At 57.9% G+C, this 17291-nt stretch carries 16 protein-coding genes; 6 read left to right on the top strand and 10 right to left on the bottom strand.

Annotation, left to right across the window (positions count from 1 at the left end):
- Positions 1–22: 22 nt before the first annotated feature.
- Genes EII23_RS01040 through EII23_RS01055 form a run of 4 tightly spaced genes read right to left on the bottom strand, consistent with a single transcriptional unit; the run spans position 23 to position 4401 of the window.
- Complete coding sequence (locus EII23_RS01040) at positions 23–1414, bottom strand: MFS transporter (protein WP_260424538.1); 1392 nt, start codon at positions 1412–1414, stop codon at positions 23–25.
- Positions 1362–2498 (bottom strand): ABC transporter permease, encoded by a 1137-nt coding sequence (locus EII23_RS01045; RefSeq protein ID WP_124791240.1) that lies wholly within the window; start codon positions 2496–2498, stop codon positions 1362–1364. The genes EII23_RS01040 and EII23_RS01045 overlap by 53 nt, the downstream gene beginning before the upstream one ends.
- Positions 2498–3451 carry an ABC transporter ATP-binding protein gene (locus tag EII23_RS01050; protein ID WP_124791242.1) on the bottom strand — a complete coding sequence of 318 codons (954 nt, stop codon included), beginning with the start codon at positions 3449–3451 and terminating at the stop codon, positions 2498–2500. The genes EII23_RS01045 and EII23_RS01050 overlap by 1 nt, the downstream gene beginning before the upstream one ends.
- Complete coding sequence (locus EII23_RS01055; RefSeq protein WP_185702263.1) at positions 3448–4401, bottom strand: HlyD family secretion protein; 954 nt, start codon at positions 4399–4401, stop codon at positions 3448–3450. Before EII23_RS01055 ends, EII23_RS01050 begins: the two co-directional genes overlap by 4 nt.
- Positions 4402–5097: 696 nt before the next feature.
- On the opposite strand from EII23_RS01055, the gene panC reads away from it, so the two are divergent.
- From panC to EII23_RS13315, 4 genes are all read left to right on the top strand, one after another.
- Complete coding sequence (panC, locus tag EII23_RS01060) at positions 5098–5946, top strand: pantoate--beta-alanine ligase (protein WP_124791246.1); 849 nt, start codon at positions 5098–5100, stop codon at positions 5944–5946.
- A 9-nt stretch (positions 5947–5955) separates the two neighbouring features.
- A complete protein-coding gene (metK, locus tag EII23_RS01065; protein ID WP_124791248.1) occupies positions 5956–7128 on the top strand; it encodes a methionine adenosyltransferase in 1173 nt (390 codons plus the stop codon).
- Positions 7129–7199: 71 nt separating this feature from the next.
- Positions 7200–7793 (top strand): nitroreductase family protein, encoded by a 594-nt coding sequence (locus EII23_RS01070; protein ID WP_124791250.1) that lies wholly within the window; start codon positions 7200–7202, stop codon positions 7791–7793.
- Between the two features lie 117 nt (positions 7794–7910).
- Positions 7911–8036 (top strand): hypothetical protein, encoded by a 126-nt coding sequence (locus tag EII23_RS13315; protein WP_260424539.1) that lies wholly within the window; start codon positions 7911–7913, stop codon positions 8034–8036.
- A gap of 64 nt (positions 8037–8100) precedes the next feature.
- Here EII23_RS13315 and EII23_RS01075 read toward each other — a convergent pair whose 3' ends face one another.
- The 6 genes from EII23_RS01075 to nikA are packed head-to-tail and all read right to left on the bottom strand — an operon-like array spanning position 8101 to position 13927.
- Positions 8101–8892, bottom strand: coding sequence for a class I SAM-dependent methyltransferase (locus tag EII23_RS01075; RefSeq protein WP_124791252.1), 792 nt, complete (start codon positions 8890–8892; stop codon positions 8101–8103).
- On the bottom strand, positions 8889–9713 hold the full coding sequence (locus EII23_RS01080) for an ABC transporter ATP-binding protein (RefSeq protein WP_124791254.1): 825 nt from the start codon (positions 9711–9713) through the stop codon (positions 8889–8891). Before EII23_RS01080 ends, EII23_RS01075 begins: the two co-directional genes overlap by 4 nt.
- Positions 9700–10527 carry an ABC transporter ATP-binding protein gene (locus EII23_RS01085; protein ID WP_260424540.1) on the bottom strand — a complete coding sequence of 276 codons (828 nt, stop codon included), beginning with the start codon at positions 10525–10527 and terminating at the stop codon, positions 9700–9702. Before EII23_RS01085 ends, EII23_RS01080 begins: the two co-directional genes overlap by 14 nt.
- On the bottom strand, positions 10524–11369 hold the full coding sequence (opp1C, locus tag EII23_RS01090) for a nickel/cobalt ABC transporter permease (RefSeq protein ID WP_124791256.1): 846 nt from the start codon (positions 11367–11369) through the stop codon (positions 10524–10526). The genes EII23_RS01085 and opp1C overlap by 4 nt, the downstream gene beginning before the upstream one ends.
- Positions 11366–12307: a nickel/cobalt ABC transporter permease gene (gene opp1B / locus EII23_RS01095; RefSeq protein ID WP_221620351.1), complete on the bottom strand. Its 942-nt coding sequence runs from the start codon at positions 12305–12307 to the stop codon at positions 11366–11368. The genes opp1C and opp1B overlap by 4 nt, the downstream gene beginning before the upstream one ends.
- A 54-nt stretch (positions 12308–12361) precedes the next feature.
- The gene (gene nikA / locus EII23_RS01100) at positions 12362–13927 is read right to left on the bottom strand and encodes a nickel ABC transporter substrate-binding protein (RefSeq protein ID WP_124791258.1); all 1566 of its coding nucleotides are present in this window, start codon (positions 13925–13927) and stop codon (positions 12362–12364) included.
- A 124-nt stretch (positions 13928–14051) separates the two neighbouring features.
- Between nikA and EII23_RS01105 the strand changes: the two genes are divergently transcribed.
- A complete protein-coding gene (locus EII23_RS01105) occupies positions 14052–15641 on the top strand; it encodes an outer membrane homotrimeric porin (RefSeq protein ID WP_185702264.1) in 1590 nt (529 codons plus the stop codon).
- A gap of 231 nt (positions 15642–15872) precedes the next feature.
- Complete coding sequence (gene hydG, locus EII23_RS01110) at positions 15873–17291, top strand: [FeFe] hydrogenase H-cluster radical SAM maturase HydG (protein ID WP_124791260.1); 1419 nt, start codon at positions 15873–15875, stop codon at positions 17289–17291.

Genomic DNA, 17291 nt, shown 5'->3' on the forward strand with positions numbered 1-17291 from the left:
CTCAGACATTTGCACGGCATTTTCAGCGACAGCAGGACATACCCTTCTCCTTTTGTTGCTCGGCAGTTCCATATGCGCCCGCTCCGGACGGGCATTTCAACGACGCATAAAGGTTTCTTCGATTCCGCGGGCCGCCTGCGGCCAGATAGAATTTCGCGATCACTCCCGCGAGCAAAGCCAGGGCTATTGCCACATACAGCATACTGTTATAGCCCACCCTGCCCGCCATCCCCATGCCCAATCCGGCCAACCCCATAGAAAAAAACTGGTACAGGCTGAACTGGACCGTATAGTCTGTTGAAGGGCTGGCCGCAGATGTATTGTCCATCATCAACGTCGTCAGCATGGTGACTGAAGGCACATAACCCCAAAAATGTACCAGGGTCGCCGCAATAACTACGGGCTTTGACGTATGCGCGCTCGTTATTGTGAGGACGGCGCAAATGCTCAACACCTGCATGATAATGCAGTACGGCATGACGGCTCCGCGCCCCAGGCGCGAAATCATCCACCCGGCGGCAAGACTGGACACAACTCCCAGCGCCGACCCCAAAATATTTACGGTAAGCCCGATCTGCTCCAGCGACCATCGACTGTCCACCAGCGCGGGCGTCAAAAGACTGGAGGCCAGAGTAATTCCTGCGGGAAACAGAAGAAGCATTGCCACCCACCGTACGGCATGCGGCTGCGCCCAAAAGTTGATCAGCCTTGCCGCCGCCCGCCAGGCGGGTTCGTCTTTTGCTCTGTATTGAATTTTACTTTGAAATTTATTTTCATTCAAGAGGAAAACCTGCACCAAAGTAAACATGGTTCCGGCGGCAAGAATCATGACAGCCTTTCCCCAACCAAGGTCCGGATACACCATCAGCACAAGCCCGGCCCCTATCATGAAACCGAAAAACCCTCCCGCGGTCTGTATGCCGTTGCCGATACCCCTTTCTTCCCTGGCGAGCAGCGAACAAACCAGACCGTCCGTGGCAATATCCTGCGTGGCCCCGCAAATGGCCATAATGATGCAGAGCAGATAAATTGTGCTGAAATCAACCGCCACATCCAGACTGGCCATAAAGCAAAGAACCATGACAAGCAGACCCTGCATCAGGAGCAGCCAACCCCGGAAATGGCCGATTCTGGGGGAAAACCTGACTCTGTCCACCAAGGGTGCCCACAAAAACCTGCAGGCCCCGATCATACCGATCAGATAAAGGGAGCCGACCTGCTCAAGGGACGCGCCCTGTTCGCGGAGGATGGCGACCAGCGCCACAGAAAAGAAGCTCAACCCCAGAAATTGTGTTGTATACAGGCTTGCGATCAGTGCCCAGAGGGAAAAAGGCTTGCGAGAAAAGATGTTGCGCATGATGCTAGTCCAGTGTGCGGCGATAGCAGCGTACGGAAAGAGTGCAGAAAACAACAAGAATAAAAATGAGTGCCCAGAAATCCCACCATATTTCGTGCAGTGTATTCCCCTTGAGAAGGATGCCGCGTATGATGCGCAAAAAGTGTGTTATCGGCATTATTTCACCCAGCCATTGCGCCCATTCTGGCATCCCCCGGTAGGGAAACATGAATCCTGACAAAATGATGGATGGCAAAAGATAGGCGGACGACGCCTGGTTGGCCTGCATCTGATTTTTGGCGATGGACGAAAAAACGAAGCCCAGCGCCAGATTGGCGCAAATAAAAACCACGCACACGGCGAACAGCAGAACCATAGAGCCCATCATGGGCACATGAAAAAGCACTTTTGCCGCGGTCAGGATAACCAATATCTGACCGAAACCTATCAGAATGTAGGGCGAAATCTTGCCCAGCAGCATCTCCATGGGCCTGATGGGGGCTACAAGAAGACCTTCCAGCGTCCCCCGCTCCCGCTCACGGGTCATGGCAATGGACGTCATCATGACCATGGTGGAAGAGAGCACCACCCCAAGAATGCCGGGAATCACGCTGTACGCGGTTTCATTTTCCTCATTGTACCGGCGATGCACCAACAGCTCATACGGGGCGGGGCCCTGCTTCAGTCCGGTGAGCGGCCCGGTCAGGTCCGCATCGATGGCCTGATTCGCAAGGCCGGATAAAGCGCCAATAGCTGCGGAGGTGGCGGAGGGATCGGTGGCGTCGGCTTCGATCAGAATCTGCGGCCGCTCGCCACGCACAACCCTTCTTGAAAAATCCACCGGGATATTCACCACAAACTGTGCGGAACCGCTTGCCAGGGCCTGCTGAGCATCTTCTTCTGTAACATTCCGGCCGGTGACCTTGAAATAGTCCGAAACCTCCAGCGCGGCAACGAGCGACCGGCTCATAACCGACTGGTCTGCGTCCACCACCAGCGTCGGCAGATGCTTCGGATCAGAATTGATAGCATAACCAAAAAGAAGAATTTCCATCAGCGGTACGCTCAGCAGCATGGAAAATGTCGCCTTGTCCCGCCGCATCTGGATCAGCTCCTTGCCGAGCAAGGCAAAAAAACGGCGGAAGGAAAACCCCCTGAACATCAGCACGTCTCCAGCATTTTTTGCTTTTCCAACGCCTGGTTCATAAGAAGGATAAACAGATCCTCAAGCGAGGCATGCGCGTCAGACCAGACCAGCGCAGGATCATCCCGCCATGGGGCTATGGCCGCATCCAGCAATTCGGAGTTCGCGCCCCCAACATGCAGGTCGTTTCCGAAAGGAATGACCACATCAATATCCTTCTGCGCTTCAAGCCGTTGGGCGATCCGCGTCAGAACAGACGCCGGAAGACCCGGCCGCAGGCAAACCGAATACATTTTGAGGGGATGCCGGGCGATAAGCTCGCGGCTGGTGCCGCAGGCAAGCAGTTCACCATACGCGATATAGGCAATACTGTGGCAGCGCTCTGCTTCGTCCATGTAATGAGTTGATGCCAACACGGTAATTCCCTCTGCCGCAAGGGCATGTATTTCTTCCCAGAATTCTCTTCTCGCCGCGGGATCTACACCGGCCGTGGGTTCATCCAGCAGCAGAAGTTTCGGCCTGTGCATCACGCAACTGGCCAAGGCCAGACGCTGCTTCCAGCCGCCCGACAGAGAGCCGGCCAGCTTTTTGCGTTGTTCCCACAGCCCGAGCTTGTGCAGGACACGGGAGGTCTCCCTGCGCACGTTGTCCAACCCGTATATGCGGGCCGTGAAGGTCAGGTTCTCCTCAAGGGTCATGTCTTCATAAAGAGAAAATTTCTGGGGCATGTACCCCACTTGCAGCTTGATCTGGTCCGATTGGGCAAGGATGTCATACCCAAGGCAGGAGCCGCTGCCGGAATCGGGCGTCAACAGACCGCACATCATCCTGAGGGTCGTTGTTTTCCCGGACCCGTTGGGGCCCAGGAACCCGACGATCCGGCCTTCGGGAACATCAAACGACAGGGACTTCACTACGGGCACATTGCCGAATTTTTTGGTGAGCCCGCGTACTTCTATGGCGTTTTTCATCTGGGAAATACAACCGTCAACGGTTGGCCGGGGTGGAGGCGCTCCACCGAGGATTGGGGGATGGCCTCAACCAAAAAAACAAGTTTTTCCGACTGATTGCGGGAATAAAGAATGGGGGGGCGGTAGGAGGCCCTGGGTGCGATATAACTCACCCTGGCTTCTATACCCTCGCCGCAGCCCACGCACTGCAAAAGCACCTCCGACTCCGCCGCCACCCAGCCGACCTGCTCTGGCGAGAGAAAAAAGCGGACCTTGACGTTTTCGGGCGGCAACAGTTCCACCACGGTCTGCCCGGCGCTCACGGTTTCGCCGGGACGATAGATGACATCGTTAACCACCGCGTCTGCCGGAGCAACAGCCCGGCGCAAAGCCAGCTTGGCGGCAGCCTCGCGCATGGCAGCCGAACGGTATTCCCGCGTCTGCCGGGCCGCCTCGATCTCGCCGTCGCGGCCTATGCTGTTTTGCGCAAGCCGCAGACGGCTTTCAGCCGCGCGGATCTTCGCTCGTGTGATCTGTTCTTCCGATTGCAGGCGGTCCACTTCGTCAACGGAAGCGCCGCCTTCCCTGCTCAAGCCCCGCTTGCGGCGGTGGGAGGCGGATGCATAGGCAAGATGGGCCTTCAATTCATTTATTTCCGCTTCCAGCACGCGTATTTCATCGCTTCTTCCGGAAGCGCGAAGATTGTCCAGTTCTGCCTCGGCCACGGCAAGCTCCGCCTCGGCCATACTCAGGGCCGAGGCTTCCCTTTCACTGTCGAGGGTAAAAAGAAGGTCTCCCTTGGACACACGATCGCCCCGATTTACCCGGACGCTTTCAACCACCCCGCTGGAAGGAAGCGAAATCCGGACAAAATCTCCCTCAACATACCCTTGGACCTCTCTCTCCGAACGCCCGTCGCAGCCAGACAGCATCATCAGCACAACAGCCGCCGTCAAAAACGCGCTCTTCATTGCATTCCCCATCACGACACGGGCCCCTGCGGGTATCCTTTCAAGCAGATGCCACACAAAAAATGCAGTACCGGAGAGAGTCCCCACAGAATTGCACTCCCCATCATCAGGGGATGAAGCACCGTTACAGGAATTTGTCTATATGGGAAATGAATTTCACTGTCAATTATTTCTCAATTTTTTTGGCCTCTATGCGCACACGGAGCGCTTCGTGTGTACCGCGCAGTTCATAAATCTCCCAAGCGCCGTCCGGCAAAGCGCCATTACGGGAACACCGTCATCAAAGCCTTTTGCCGTGCGGTCGGCATTGCCGTGGCGCAGGTTGTTTCCCTGCCTGAAGTAACGGAGTCAGCCGCCCGGCGGCGTCCGCGAAAAAAGCACTGTTCGAAAGCCTACTTCGTGAAGGCTGCATACCGCGTTCTGCCGCTGCCGGGAAGTTCCTCCCCGGAAACAGCGTACTGCCCCTCCATACATGGACAAGCTGCGGTCTGATGGTCGGACGGGGATATCAGTGCGGCGAGGCTGTGGCGCACGCGGCATGAACACGCGCATCACCGTGATTACGGAACCGTAATTGCAAAGAACCGGTTGCGCGGATGCCGGCGCGATGCCGGGGCATAAAAAATTCCCTCTCTTTACAAGAACTTTTTCTGCGCGTATAAATAGGCTTCCGTAACCATATCACAATACCTTGATATGCAGATATTATCTACTCCACAGGAACTGGCGGCCCAATGCCGGGCATGGCGCGCTGCCGGTGAAAGCATTTCGCTGGTGCCCACCATGGGCTATTACCATGCCGGACACGAAAGCCTCATGGAGCGCGGCCGCGCTCTGGCGCAGCGCATGGTGGTCAGCCTTTTTGTCAATCCCACGCAGTTCGGGCCGGGGGAAGACCTCGCCGCCTATCCCCGCGACCTTGAGCGCGATGCGGCCATTGCCCGCAAGCACGGGGCGGACGTTCTGTTCGTGCCGGAGCCGCAGTCCATGTATGCTCCGGATCATGCGACCTGGGTCGAAGTGCCGGAACTTGCCAAAAACCTGTGCGGCCTGTCCCGGCCGGTGCATTTTCGCGGGGTCTGCACGGTGGTGCTCAAGCTTTTTCTGCTCACCGGCGCGGATGTGGCTGTTTTTGGCGAAAAGGACTGGCAGCAGCAGGCCATCATCCGGCGCATGGTGCGTGACCTCAATGTGCCCGTGCGCATTGAGACCTGCCCCACCGGGCGGGAGACCGACGGCCTGGCGCTCTCCTCACGCAATGTTTACATGACCCCGGAAGAACGCGCGCAGGCTCCGGAAATCCGCCGTGGCCTGCTCCATGCCCGCACGCTGGCGGAGAAAGGCGAAACCAGCGCCGCCCTGCTGCGCGAGGCCGTTCTCGGGCACTGGGCGGAACATCTGCCCCTGGGCAGGCTGGACTATTTGAGCGTTGTGCACCCCGAATCCCTGGAACCTCTCGAAGGCATTGCCGGTCCCGCGCTCATGGCCTGCGCCGTGCGTCTGGGCAAGGCCCGGCTCCTCGACAACATCCTGCTGCATCCGTAAGGAGAACTCATGCAACCCAAGGGAAAATACTTCTTCACTTCCGAATCTGTCACCGAGGGGCACCCCGACAAGGTGGCTGACCAGATTTCCGATGCTGTTCTGGACGTGCTGCTGGCGCAGGACCCTGACGCCCATGTGGCCTGCGAAACCCTGGTGACCACCGGCATGGCCGTCATCGCCGGAGAAATCACCACCCGCGGCTATGCCGACCTGCCCCATGTGGTGCGCGAAACCATCAAAAATATCGGCTACAACAGCTCGGAAATGGGCTTTGACTGGCAGACCTGCGCTGTCATCAACGCCATCGGCCACCAGTCTCCGGACATTGCCCAGGGGGTGCTGCGCGCCAATCCCGAAGATCAGGGCGCGGGCGACCAGGGCATGATGTTCGGCTATGCCTGCAACGAAACCTCCACGCTCATGCCCGCACCCGTCTACTGGGCGCACCAGCTTTCGCAGCGTTTGAGCAAGGTGCGCAAGGACGGCGTGGTGGACTTTTTCCGCCCTGACGGCAAGACACAGGTGTCTTTTGAATATCAGGACGGCAAGCCCGTGCGCATCAACAACGTGGTTGTTTCCACCCAGCATGCCGCCAGCGCCAGACAGGCCGATGTGGCCGAAGCCGTGAAAAAGCACGTTATCCGCCCTGTGCTGGAACCTTCGGGCTATTTTTCGGAAAAAGACTGCGAAATCTTCATCAACACCACCGGGCGTTTTGTGGTGGGCGGCCCCATGGGCGACTGCGGCCTCACCGGGCGCAAGATCATTCAGGACACATACGGCGGCAGCGGACACCACGGCGGCGGCGCGTTTTCCGGCAAGGATCCCTCCAAGGTTGACCGCTCCGGCGCGTACATGGGCCGCTATATTGCCAAAAACGTGGTGGCCGCCGGGCTTGCGCCCGTCTGCGAAGTGCAGATCGCCTATTGCATCGGCGTGGCCCAGCCGGTCAGCGTGCTCGTGTCTTCACGGGGCAGCGGGGAAATCCCCGATGATGTGCTGACAAGGGCGGTCAGGGAGGTTTTTGACCTGCGGCCCTACTTCATCACCAAACGGCTGGATCTCAAGCGCCCCATCTACCAGAAGACCTCCTGCTACGGTCACTTCGGGCGCGAACTGCCCGAATTCACCTGGGAAGCCACCGACGCCGTGGCCGATCTGCGCACTGCGGCCAAGGTCTAGCCCGCGCGGCTATCCGCTTCTCGTCCGGCAGCCGGTACACCCGGCTGCCGGGGGAGGATTGAGGAAAAAGCATGAATACACATGAAGCCATCAGAACAAGACGCAGCACCCGCAAGTACAGGCCGGAAGCCGTTGAGGACGACAAACTCGAAAAAATTCTCGCGGCTGGGCGCGTAGCGCCTTGTGGAGGAAACAGTCAGACCACGCACTTTTTGGTGATCCGGAACCAGCAGGTGCTGAGAGAACTGGCAACACTCGTGCGCGAAAGTTTTGCCAAAATGGAAATCCGGCCAGATATGTGCAAAGCGCTGCAAGCAGCGATTTCTGCCTCAAAAAAGGGACATTCTGCCTTTCATTTCAATGCCCCGATCCTCATTGTAGCGGCCAATAAAATTGGCTATGGCAATGCCATGGCTGATTGTGCCTGCGCTGTCGAAAACATGCTGCTGGCAGCCAATGACCTTGATCTTGGCAGTTGCTGGGTAAATCAGTTGCGCTGGTTGGACGAGGACGCTGCTGCCAGAGAGTATATGATGAAATTGGGCCTGGCGGCTGATGAGACGATTTGCGCTTCAATGGTTGTCGGAAAACCGGATACCAAAGACGGTCTGCCCAACCGTTCTGAACGAAAAATTACAGGAAATCCGGTAACATATATTGATTGAAGCGTTACGGCAGGCAACGGACTCTTTTTCAAGCGTACAGAAAGCTTTGCGCATGTAACCAGAGAAGCTGTCCTGCCACACGCTCCGGCCTGCCCAAGACTTGCCAGAAGGGGAAAAATGGAGGAAAGTCCCCTTTTCAGCACTGCCGCGCACAGCGGCAGTCAAGGAGACGGCATGTCGGAGTGTGTGCGCTGCCCCGTTGTGGGCTGCGTGGTGGAATATCTGGAAGGCAACGCCGTGTAGATTGCCCTGGTGACCGAAGAGGTTGCCCGACGCCTGCGGTCCCTGCTGCCCGGCCGCGCATCCGTCATTTTACGGCCCGCAGGGCAAACATGGGCACAGGATTGTAGAGGCCGTCCCGCACAACGTACACGCGCTCGCTGAGCGCGCTGTCGTGTACAACAGAAGAAAAACCTGCCCTGCGCAAAGCCCCCACATCCCATTCCGGCCGCTTTTCGCCGCTCAGGGGCAGGCATCGCCGTATTTCCTCTCCCTCCTGTAGAAGGGCCGCATCCATATCCGCGTGCGCATGCCTTCCCCGTGCGCGGGGAAACGCGGTAAAGTCCACAGAGCCATAGTCTGCATCAAAATTGAGCAGCACCCCGCCGGGACGCAGCACCCGCAACCACTCGGCATACGCCTTTTCCGGCCGGAGCAGAGTCCACGTCAGGTTGCGCGCGACCAGGCAGTCAAAGGAGGCATCCGCAAAGTCCAGCACCGTAGCGTCCATCTGCAAAAAATGCGCGTGGCAGCGGCATTCACGGGCAAGGCATTTGGCTTCAAGCAGCATGTCGGGGCAAAGGTCGATGCCGGTCACCTTGCAGCCAGCAGCCTGCGCCAGCAGCACGGCGAAAAAACCCGTGCCCGTGCCCACATCCAGCACACGCGGCGGGGCGCCGTCACGGGAGACAGGCAGATAGGGAACAATCTCCTCGCTCCAGAGGCGCATTTTGTCGCCGCGCAGTTCTTCCCGGCGCATGCGGCCGAATTTTTCGGCACGCTGCGACCAGTACCCGTGAATGCGCCGGAGAAGCCCCTTGCCACAAGGCTCCGACGGACAGGACACCGTGACTGCGGCGCTTCCCGAAGAGGCTTTCATGTGCGGCTCTCCCAAGATACCGCGTCTGTGACATATTTTGCGGCATCCTTTGCGGCATACTCTGAAGAAAAGACCACCGCAGAATCAACAAGATCACGCAGGTACGGCGAAGACAGTGCATCCCCGCAAGACAAATCCACCGTATCCTCAAGCTTTCCGTTGTGCAGCAGGAGGAGCCTGTCGCACAGCAGGGCTGCCACCTGAATATCGTGCGTGATGAACAGATAACTCATCTCTCCCCTGATATCACGCAAGAGCTCCAGAACCTGCGTCTGAACGGACACGTCCAGTGAACTGAGGGCCTCGTCAAACACGAGAAACGCGGGTTTTGAGGCCAGCGCCCGCGCAATGCATACGCGCTGCACCTGCCCGCCGCTCAACTGGTGCGGCAGTCTTTCGGCCAGATCGGGGGACAGTTGCACGCGCTCCAGAAGCGAAGGCACAGCATCGGTACCCCGGCCGCGAAGCCCTTCGGCAATGATATCCCGCACGCAAAACGCGGGATTGACCGAAGTCACATAGTCCTGAAAAACAACGCTGCACTTGCCGACATGCGTCGCGCGCCAGCGGTGCGCGGCCTGTCCTTCAAACAGGATTTCCCCGCTGTCAGGCTCTTCCAGCCCCAGGATGCACCGCGACAGCGTGCTCTTGCCGCTGCCGCTTTCGCCCAGCAGCCCAAGCACTTCCCCGCGCCGCAGGGAAAAACTGATATCCTGGAGCACGGGCCGCATGCGCCTGCGCCAGCCGAACTGGCTTCGCTCCGGATAGCTTTTGCAGAGATTTCTGACCGCAAGAAAAGGAGCAGCGTCAGGCACGGGCATGGTGGCCTCCAAGCATGCGGTAAAAACCGCGCGTCAGGGCGAGGCGGGTGCTGACAAGATACTGCGTGTACGGATGGCGCGGAGAGTTGAACACGGCATGCGCGTCCCCGGCCTCCACACAGCGCCCCCGGCACATGACCAGCACGGAATCGGCCAGCATCTGCACTGCGCCCAGATCGTGGGAAACAAAGATCAGCGTGGCCTGATGCTCCTCCCGCAACTGCCGGAAACGCTGCAACACGTCATGCTGGTTGCGGGCGTCCAGCGCCGTGACAGGCTCATCGGCCACAACAAGGCGGGAGCGCAGGCCCAAGGTAACGGCAATCATGCAGCGTTGCAGCATTCCCCCGGACAACTGGTGCGGATAGCTCTTCATCACGCTTTCCGGCAGATTTACTTTTTGCAGGCTGGCGCGTGCCCGTTGGTCCGCCTCTGCCTTTGTCAGGCGCATTTTTTCCCGCAGGGTTTCCGTGATCTGCGCGCCGATGGTGTAGAGCGGGTCAAAGGCCGTCATGGCCTGCTGCAAAACGGCTCCCATGCCCGTTCCCCGCAGATGCCGGGCTTCTGCAAAAGACAATCCCGGCACATCAATCCCCTCGAAGCGGATCATGCCTTCGGCATGGAGCGCCGGAGGCAACAGGCCCAGCAGGGCGCGGCAGACAAGGGTCTTGCCGCTGCCGCTTTCGCCCACGATACCAAGGCAGCGGCCTCTGTCCAGCGCAAAGCTGATGCCGCTGACAATGGGCTTGCCCGAATCCGTGTGCACAATGCGCACGTTCTCCATGAGAACAGACGGCGTTTCCCGAGAGCTCACAGCGCCCCCTCTTTTGCGGGATGGTGCCAGGGGTCCAGGGCATCCCGCAGGCTGTCGCCAAAAAAGTTGAACGCGGCCACCACCAGCAGGATGGTGATGCCTGGCGGCAGCATCTGCCGGGGATACAGGATCATGATGTCCTTGGCCTCACCCAGCATCATGCCCCATTCGGGTGTGGGCGGCTGCACACCAAGGCCAAGAAAGGACAGGGCCGAAATCATGAGGATCACGGCTCCGGTATCCAGCGTGGCCAGCACAACGATTTCCCCGGCAGCGCAGGGCAGCAGGTGCTTCCGTATGATATGGAATGTGCCGTAACCGGCCACCCGCGCAAAGCGGATATGGTTCATGTCCGCATACTGGCGCGTCACTGTGCGGATCATGCGCGTATACCACGGCCATTTGGCAATGACGCAGGCCAGAACCACATTTTCCAGACCCGGCCCCAGCATGCCCACAATGGCGAGAATCATGACCTCGCTGGGAAAGGACATCATCACATCGCACAAACGCATGAGAGCGCTTTCCACCCTGCCGCGCAAAAAGCCCGCCAGCATTCCCAGCACCATGCCGATGCTCACGGTCACTCCCATGGTCAGCAGGGAAAAGCCCAGCGAGGCGCGTACCCCGAAAATCAGGCGTGAAAGAATATCCCGGCCAAGGTGATCCGTGCCCAGCCAATGCTCCCAACTGTACGGGGCAAACTTGTTCCGCACATTGATATCCACGGGATCATGGGGCGCAACAAGCGGCGCCAGTAGCCCGGCCAACGCCACAAGCACCAGAAAACACAGGCAGGCCATACCGGGCCTGTCCTGTTTCAGGCTTCGCCAGAATCTCACCGGACCCCCCGTTCCCGCAGGCGCGGATCCACCAGAGCGGCGCAAATATCCATGCACAGGTTGCAGAGCGCAAACAGCACTGCCATGAGCAGTACATAGGCCTGAATGACGGGAAAATCGCGGTTGAAGATGGCGGTGACGCACAGTCGGCCAAGGCCGGGCCAGGCAAAAATGCACTCTGCCACAAAGGTTCCGGCCACCAGCTTGGGCAGGCTCATGCCCAGGCCCGTGAGGGTGGATTGCAGCGAATTGCGGAAGATATGGCGCAGCACAGCCCCGCGGCTGCGGCCGCAGGCCTTGGCGTAGAGGACAAAATTCTGCTGTTTGGTCTGCACCATGCTGTTGCGCAGCAGGCGCGCATAGGTGGAAATATAGGGCAGGGCCAGCGTGCATGCGGGAAGAATCAGGGAAAGGGGGCCGGAAAGTCCGCCGGTGGGCAGAAGGTCAAGGTGCACGGCAAACAGCCAGACAAGCAGCAGCCCCGCCCAGAACGCGGGCACGGACGTGCCGAGAAAAACAAGGCCCCGCAGCAGCAGATCGGGCCAGCGCCCCTCAAAGCATACGCCCACAAGGGCCGCCGCAATGCTGCATGCCAGCATGAGCACCGCCGCCACTGCCGCCAGCAGCAGTGTGGGCGGCAGGGCCTTGAGCATTTCTTCCGATACGGGCTTGCCGTCCACATACCGTTTGCCGAGGTCGCCCTGCACGGCATTGCCAAGCCACGTCAGGTAGCGCTCCAGAAAAGGCCTGTCCAGCCCCATTTCCTTTCTGACCTCTGCGATCAGTTCCGGCGAAGTGCGCAGGGCATTGACGCGAATGACCACTTCCGCCGGATCGCTGGGGCTCAACTGGATGATCACAAAGGAAAAGAAGGAAATGGCCAGCAGCAGGGGCGCCAGCCCCAGCAGCCTGCGCAGGATGTACGTCCGGATACTCATGCCGGTTCCTTGTTCCCCGCCGGAAGCACGTTCCGGCGGGGGCAGGCACAATAATCAGAAATGCATGTTTTCAAAGGGAATTTCATACTGCGACAGACCGAACTCCACTCCCTTGAGATCGCTGACGTGCACAGCCTTGGTGCGCGAATACGACAGGGGAATGTAGACGCCCTCGTCATGAATATACGTGAGCACCTCCTTGTAGGTCTCACGCCGCCGGGCTTCATCCGGCTCCGTCATGAGCGCGGTGACGGTTTTGTCCAGCCATTCCTTGCGCTCCATGCCCACCTGCGCCTGATAGTCGCCGTGGGCCGGAACACGCCAGGAGGAAAGATAGGACTGCGGGTCATAGGGCGTCCCCCATGACAGGGAGTATTGCAGTTCGAAATCGCCTGTTTTCTGGCGATCAAGAAATGCCTGCTTTTCCTCGCCGATGATTTTCATTTCCACGCCGATCTTTTTCAGATTGCCCTGCATGAATTCGCTGATGGTGCGCTCCTGGGCATTGTTGGAATTGTAGTACAGGCGCACGGACGCTTTCTGGCCGTTCTTGGAGCGCCAGCCGTCCTTGCCCAATATCCAGCCCGCCGCGTCCAGCAGCGCTGCCGCCTTTTCCGGATCATAGGCGCGTTTTTCCAGCGGAATGTCGCAATACTGCACGTCAGGCGCCATGAGGGTGTCTGCCACTGTTTCCGAGCCATTGAGCACACCCTGTATGATCCCTTCCTTGTCCACGGCATGTTGCAGGGCGATCCGGACTGCCCGCTCCCCGGTGAACGGCTGGTGGGCATTGAGCAGGATTGCCCGCGATGCGATGGGCTGGCTGATGGCGGTCACATACTTGCCCTGGCGGCGCAGGGCGTCAAAACTGTCCAGGTTCACCATATCGCCGTCAGCCCCGAAAATCAGATCCACTTCCCCTTTTTGCAGAGAAAGCAAAATGGCCTGGTGGTCGGGCATGACTTTCCAGCGCACGGCGGAGAGTTTGGGCTTTTCTCCCCAATAGGAGGGATTGGCCGCAAACAGGGCGTACTGGTTGGGCTTGTGCTCGGCAAGCACCCACGGGCCGGTCCCCGCAAGGCCGGAAACGCCGTTCTTTGTCTGCCCGTCCACAAAGCACCTGGGCGAGATGAAGCGGAAAGGACGCAGCAGACCCAGTTCGATGAGCGTCGGGTAATACGGATGCTTGAGCGTGAGCCGGAAGGTATGCTCGTCCACGGCTTCGGTCCGGTCGATTTCGTTGATCATGTCCAGCCAGGCATGCCGGACGCGATTGGCAATGATGGCGTCAATGTTCCTCTTGACGGCTTCGGCGTTGAACGGAAAGCCGTCTGTAAACACCACCCCCTTGCGGAGATGGAAGGTATAGACCTTGCCGTCTCCGGAAATTTCCCAGCTTTCCGCCAGCCAGGGCTTGATGCCGTCTTTGGTGTTCATGACCAGAGGCTCGAAGACCATGCCCTGCGCAGCCATTTCGCCGCCGTACAAATGCGGGTTGATGTCGCGGATGTCCTTTGTGCTGGCATAGACCAGCTCCGACCTGGGCGCGGCTTCGCCCCACACGGCAAGGGCCAGCGCGCAGATACACGCGGCCAGACCCGTCAGAAAAATTTTATGCATGCCAGCTTCCTCCTTGTTTTGCGGAGAGCACTTTTGTTCGTGACAAAAATATAAATATCGTGCTACTGACTTCCACAGTAATACAAATTTTCAAAAAGTGCCACACATTTTTCAGGAGGAGCGCATGGGCACAACACATTTCTGGTCACCCGCAAAAAAGGCAAAAACGCTGCTGGCAGCAGCAGCGCTCTGCGGCCTGTGCTGTCTGCCCGCCACGGCCGGGGCTGTGGAGTTCAAAATCAAGGGCGTGTGGGTAACCATGTTTGAATACGGCGATGGCGGCAATTTTGTCAAAAAGAACCGCAATGGCAGGAATCAGCAAGGCTGGGGCCGCTGGAACGAAGACCGGTTCGAGGCCAAAAACCGCGTGCGCCTGCAACTGGAAGCTGTGGCGTCCGAAAACCTTTCCGGTACCGTAAACTTCGAGATCGGCACCATACAGTGGGGGCGCGCCAACCGGGGCGGAGCCCTGGGAGCGGACAGTACCATCGTCAAAATCAAGCACAGCTATCTGGACTGGACATTGCCCACAACCAGCATCCGCACCCGTATGGGCATCCAGCGCATCTTCCTGCCGGACTTTGTGACAGAAGCCTCCCAGGTCTTTGATGCCGATACGGCGGGCATCAGTCTGTCCGTACCCTTCAACGAGCATGTTTCCCTTGCGGCTTTCTGGGCGCGCCTTTTCAACGACAACTGGGACGGGAATGCCAACGCCGCCCGGGCCAACTACCTTGACAACGCGGACCTGTTCGGCCTGACGCTGCCCCTGCGTTTTGAAGGCTTTCGCCTGACGCCGTGGGCCATGGTCGGCGCTTTTGGCGCCAATGCCTTCCGCACGCACAACCGCACAAACACTGCCTCCTGGTATTATGGAAATGCCGAGGGCACGGGCACAGATTACGGCCTTGGCCTTTCTCCCTCGGCCTACGCCAACGACGGCAGGGAAAATGTCTTTGCCTTTGCCACGGCATTCTGGGCGGGGCTGACCGGCGAACTCACCGCCGCAGACCCTTTCCGGCTGGCCTGGAGCTTCAACTACGGGACGGTCAATACCGGCGAGAACGCGCTCAACCGCCACGGCTGGTACGCGGCCCTGCTGGCGGAGTACAAATTTGACTGGGGCACGCCCGGCATCTACGGCTGGTACAGCAGCGGCGATGACGACGATCCGGCCAACGGCTCGGAGCGGCTGCCCAATATCGAAAAAAACAATGAAAGCACCAGCGGCCTTGCCACCATTGCCACTCTGGGCACATGGACGCTGGGGCGCGATGCCGCGCTCGGCTCCACATTGGCCGGAACATGGGGGCTTGGCCTCCGCCTGCGCGATTTCAGCGTTCTTGACCGCCTCAAGCACACGCTGCATGTCAACTATTATCAGGGCACCAACAGCTCCGGCATGGTCAGATACATCAAGGGAGCGCCGTCCCGGCACAACATCGTGCGCCCTTATGGAACGGACTTCAACAGTGCCGACTACTACGGCCTCTACCTGACAGACAAAGACCGCGCGCTTGAAGTGGGCCTCATGTCACAGTACCAGATCTACGAAAACCTGCGGCTGCTGGTGGAGGCCAACTACATTGCCCTGTGGCTCGACCAGTCATCGGGAGTGTGGGGAGGCTTTACGGACAGAGGCGGCGTGCGCAGACACGCCAACAGCACCGAAGACCTCTGGAACGTGAATCTGAGCTTCATATACCGGTTTTGATGCATGCACGGAGCCTGCACCGTGGCGTTTGCCGCCAGCGGCAGACGCCACGGAAATATTCCGTACGCACCCCCAAAGCACATGCAGAAATCTTGCTTGTCTGCCCCACAAAAAAATGCATAAAAAAATTTTTTCTCTGGTAACACGATTTTTTGAAAGGTGTTATAAAAACAGCGCCCGCCTCCTTCCCGGGAAACCCTGACAGGGCAGCGCAGCCAAGGACAGAACACCATGTACAATCCGTCATCATTGCACGCAGAAGAATTCATATGCCACAATGAAATCATGGCATCCATCGATTATGCCAGCAAAAACAGAAACAATCTTTCCCTGATAGACGAACTCATTGAAAAATCAAAAGAAAAAAAAGGCCTTTCGCACCGTGAGGCATCTCTCCTTCTATCCTGTACAGATACAGAAAGAATACAAAAAATATACGCTGTCGCGGAAAAAATAAAAAATGACATCTACGGAAATCGTGTTGTCATGTTTGCACCTCTTTATCTGTCAAACTACTGCATAAACAGTTGTATGTATTGCCCATATCACACAAAAAACAAAAACATGAAAAGAAAGAAACTGACACAGGAAGACATCGCAAAAGAAGTAATGGCCCTTCAAGACATGGGGCACAAACGCATAGTCATAGAATCGGGAGAGGACCCCATAAACAACCCTGTGGAATATATTCTGGAAAGCATCAAAACAATATACGGAGTCAAACACAAAAACGGGAGCATTCGCAGAGTAAATGTCAACATTGCAGCAACAACCGTCGACAACTACAAAAAACTGAAAGAGGCTGAAATCGGAACATACATTCTGTTTCAGGAAACATATCACAAGGGAAGTTACGAAAGGCTTCATCCGCAGGGGCCAAAACACGATTACGCCTACCATACCGAAGCCATGGACAGGGCCATGCAGGGAGGCATTGATGACGTGGGCATTGGTGTCCTGTTTGGTCTCGAAAAGCATGCCTACGAATTCGCCGCACTGTTGATGCACGCCGAGCACCTCGAAGCCGTGCACGGCATCGGCCCCCATACCATAAGCGTCCCCAGAGTGAAAAAAGCCGACAATATTGACTCCTCTGCCTTCGATAACGGCATCGACGATGCAACCTTTGCCAAAATCTGCGCCTGTCTGCGCCTTGCTGTTCCCTACGCGGGAATGATCATCTCGACCCGCGAAAGTCAGGCTGTCCGCGAAGAAGTTCTCCGGCTCGGAGCATCCCAGATCAGCGGCGCATCAAAAACCAGTGTCGGCGGCTATGCCTCGCAAGAATCCGGAGCAGAAAATTCGGCCCAGTTTGACATCAGCGACAACAGAACTCTTGACGAAATCGTCAGATGGCTTCTGGATCTCGGGTTCATTCCGAGCTTTTGTACAGCCTGCTATCGGGAGGGCAGAACGGGCGACCGGTTCATGGCGCTTTCCAAAAGCGGAAAAATTGCCGACTGCTGTCATCCCAATGCGCTGATGACCCTGAAAGAATATCTGGAAGATTATGCCCCGGAGCAGACACGGCATGCCGGTTCTGCATTGATCATGAAAGAACTGGCCAATATTCCGAGCGCAAAGGTCAGGCGCATTGCCGCCGATCGTTTGAAAAAAATCGCAAGCGGGCAGCGGGACTTCCGGTTTTGA

This window comes from Desulfovibrio sp. OH1186_COT-070, assembly GCF_003860215.1.
Classification (GTDB): domain Bacteria; phylum Desulfobacterota; class Desulfovibrionia; order Desulfovibrionales; family Desulfovibrionaceae; genus Desulfovibrio.

Excerpts from the sequence above, each read along its gene's own strand:
- EII23_RS01045 (WP_124791240.1), bottom strand. The coding sequence starts at position 2,498 with ATGTTCAGGGGGTTTTCCTTCCGCCGTTTTTTTGCCTTGCTCGGCAAG.
- EII23_RS01050 (WP_124791242.1), bottom strand. The coding sequence starts at position 3,451 with ATGAAAAACGCCATAGAAGTACGCGGGCTCACCAAAAAATTCGGCAAT.
- EII23_RS01055 (WP_185702263.1), bottom strand. The coding sequence starts at position 4,401 with ATGAAGAGCGCGTTTTTGACGGCGGCTGTTGTGCTGATGATGCTGTCT.
- panC (WP_124791246.1), top strand. The coding sequence starts at position 5,098 with ATGCAGATATTATCTACTCCACAGGAACTGGCGGCCCAATGCCGGGCA.
- metK (WP_124791248.1), top strand. The coding sequence starts at position 5,956 with ATGCAACCCAAGGGAAAATACTTCTTCACTTCCGAATCTGTCACCGAG.
- EII23_RS01070 (WP_124791250.1), top strand. The coding sequence starts at position 7,200 with ATGAATACACATGAAGCCATCAGAACAAGACGCAGCACCCGCAAGTAC.
- EII23_RS13315 (WP_260424539.1), top strand. The coding sequence starts at position 7,911 with ATGGAGGAAAGTCCCCTTTTCAGCACTGCCGCGCACAGCGGCAGTCAA.
- EII23_RS01075 (WP_124791252.1), bottom strand. The coding sequence starts at position 8,892 with ATGAAAGCCTCTTCGGGAAGCGCCGCAGTCACGGTGTCCTGTCCGTCG.
- EII23_RS01080 (WP_124791254.1), bottom strand. The coding sequence starts at position 9,713 with ATGCCCGTGCCTGACGCTGCTCCTTTTCTTGCGGTCAGAAATCTCTGC.
- opp1B (WP_221620351.1), bottom strand. The coding sequence starts at position 12,307 with ATGAGTATCCGGACGTACATCCTGCGCAGGCTGCTGGGGCTGGCGCCC.
- nikA (WP_124791258.1), bottom strand. The coding sequence starts at position 13,927 with ATGCATAAAATTTTTCTGACGGGTCTGGCCGCGTGTATCTGCGCGCTG.
- EII23_RS01105 (WP_185702264.1), top strand. The coding sequence starts at position 14,052 with ATGGGCACAACACATTTCTGGTCACCCGCAAAAAAGGCAAAAACGCTG.
- hydG (WP_124791260.1), top strand. The coding sequence starts at position 15,873 with ATGTACAATCCGTCATCATTGCACGCAGAAGAATTCATATGCCACAAT.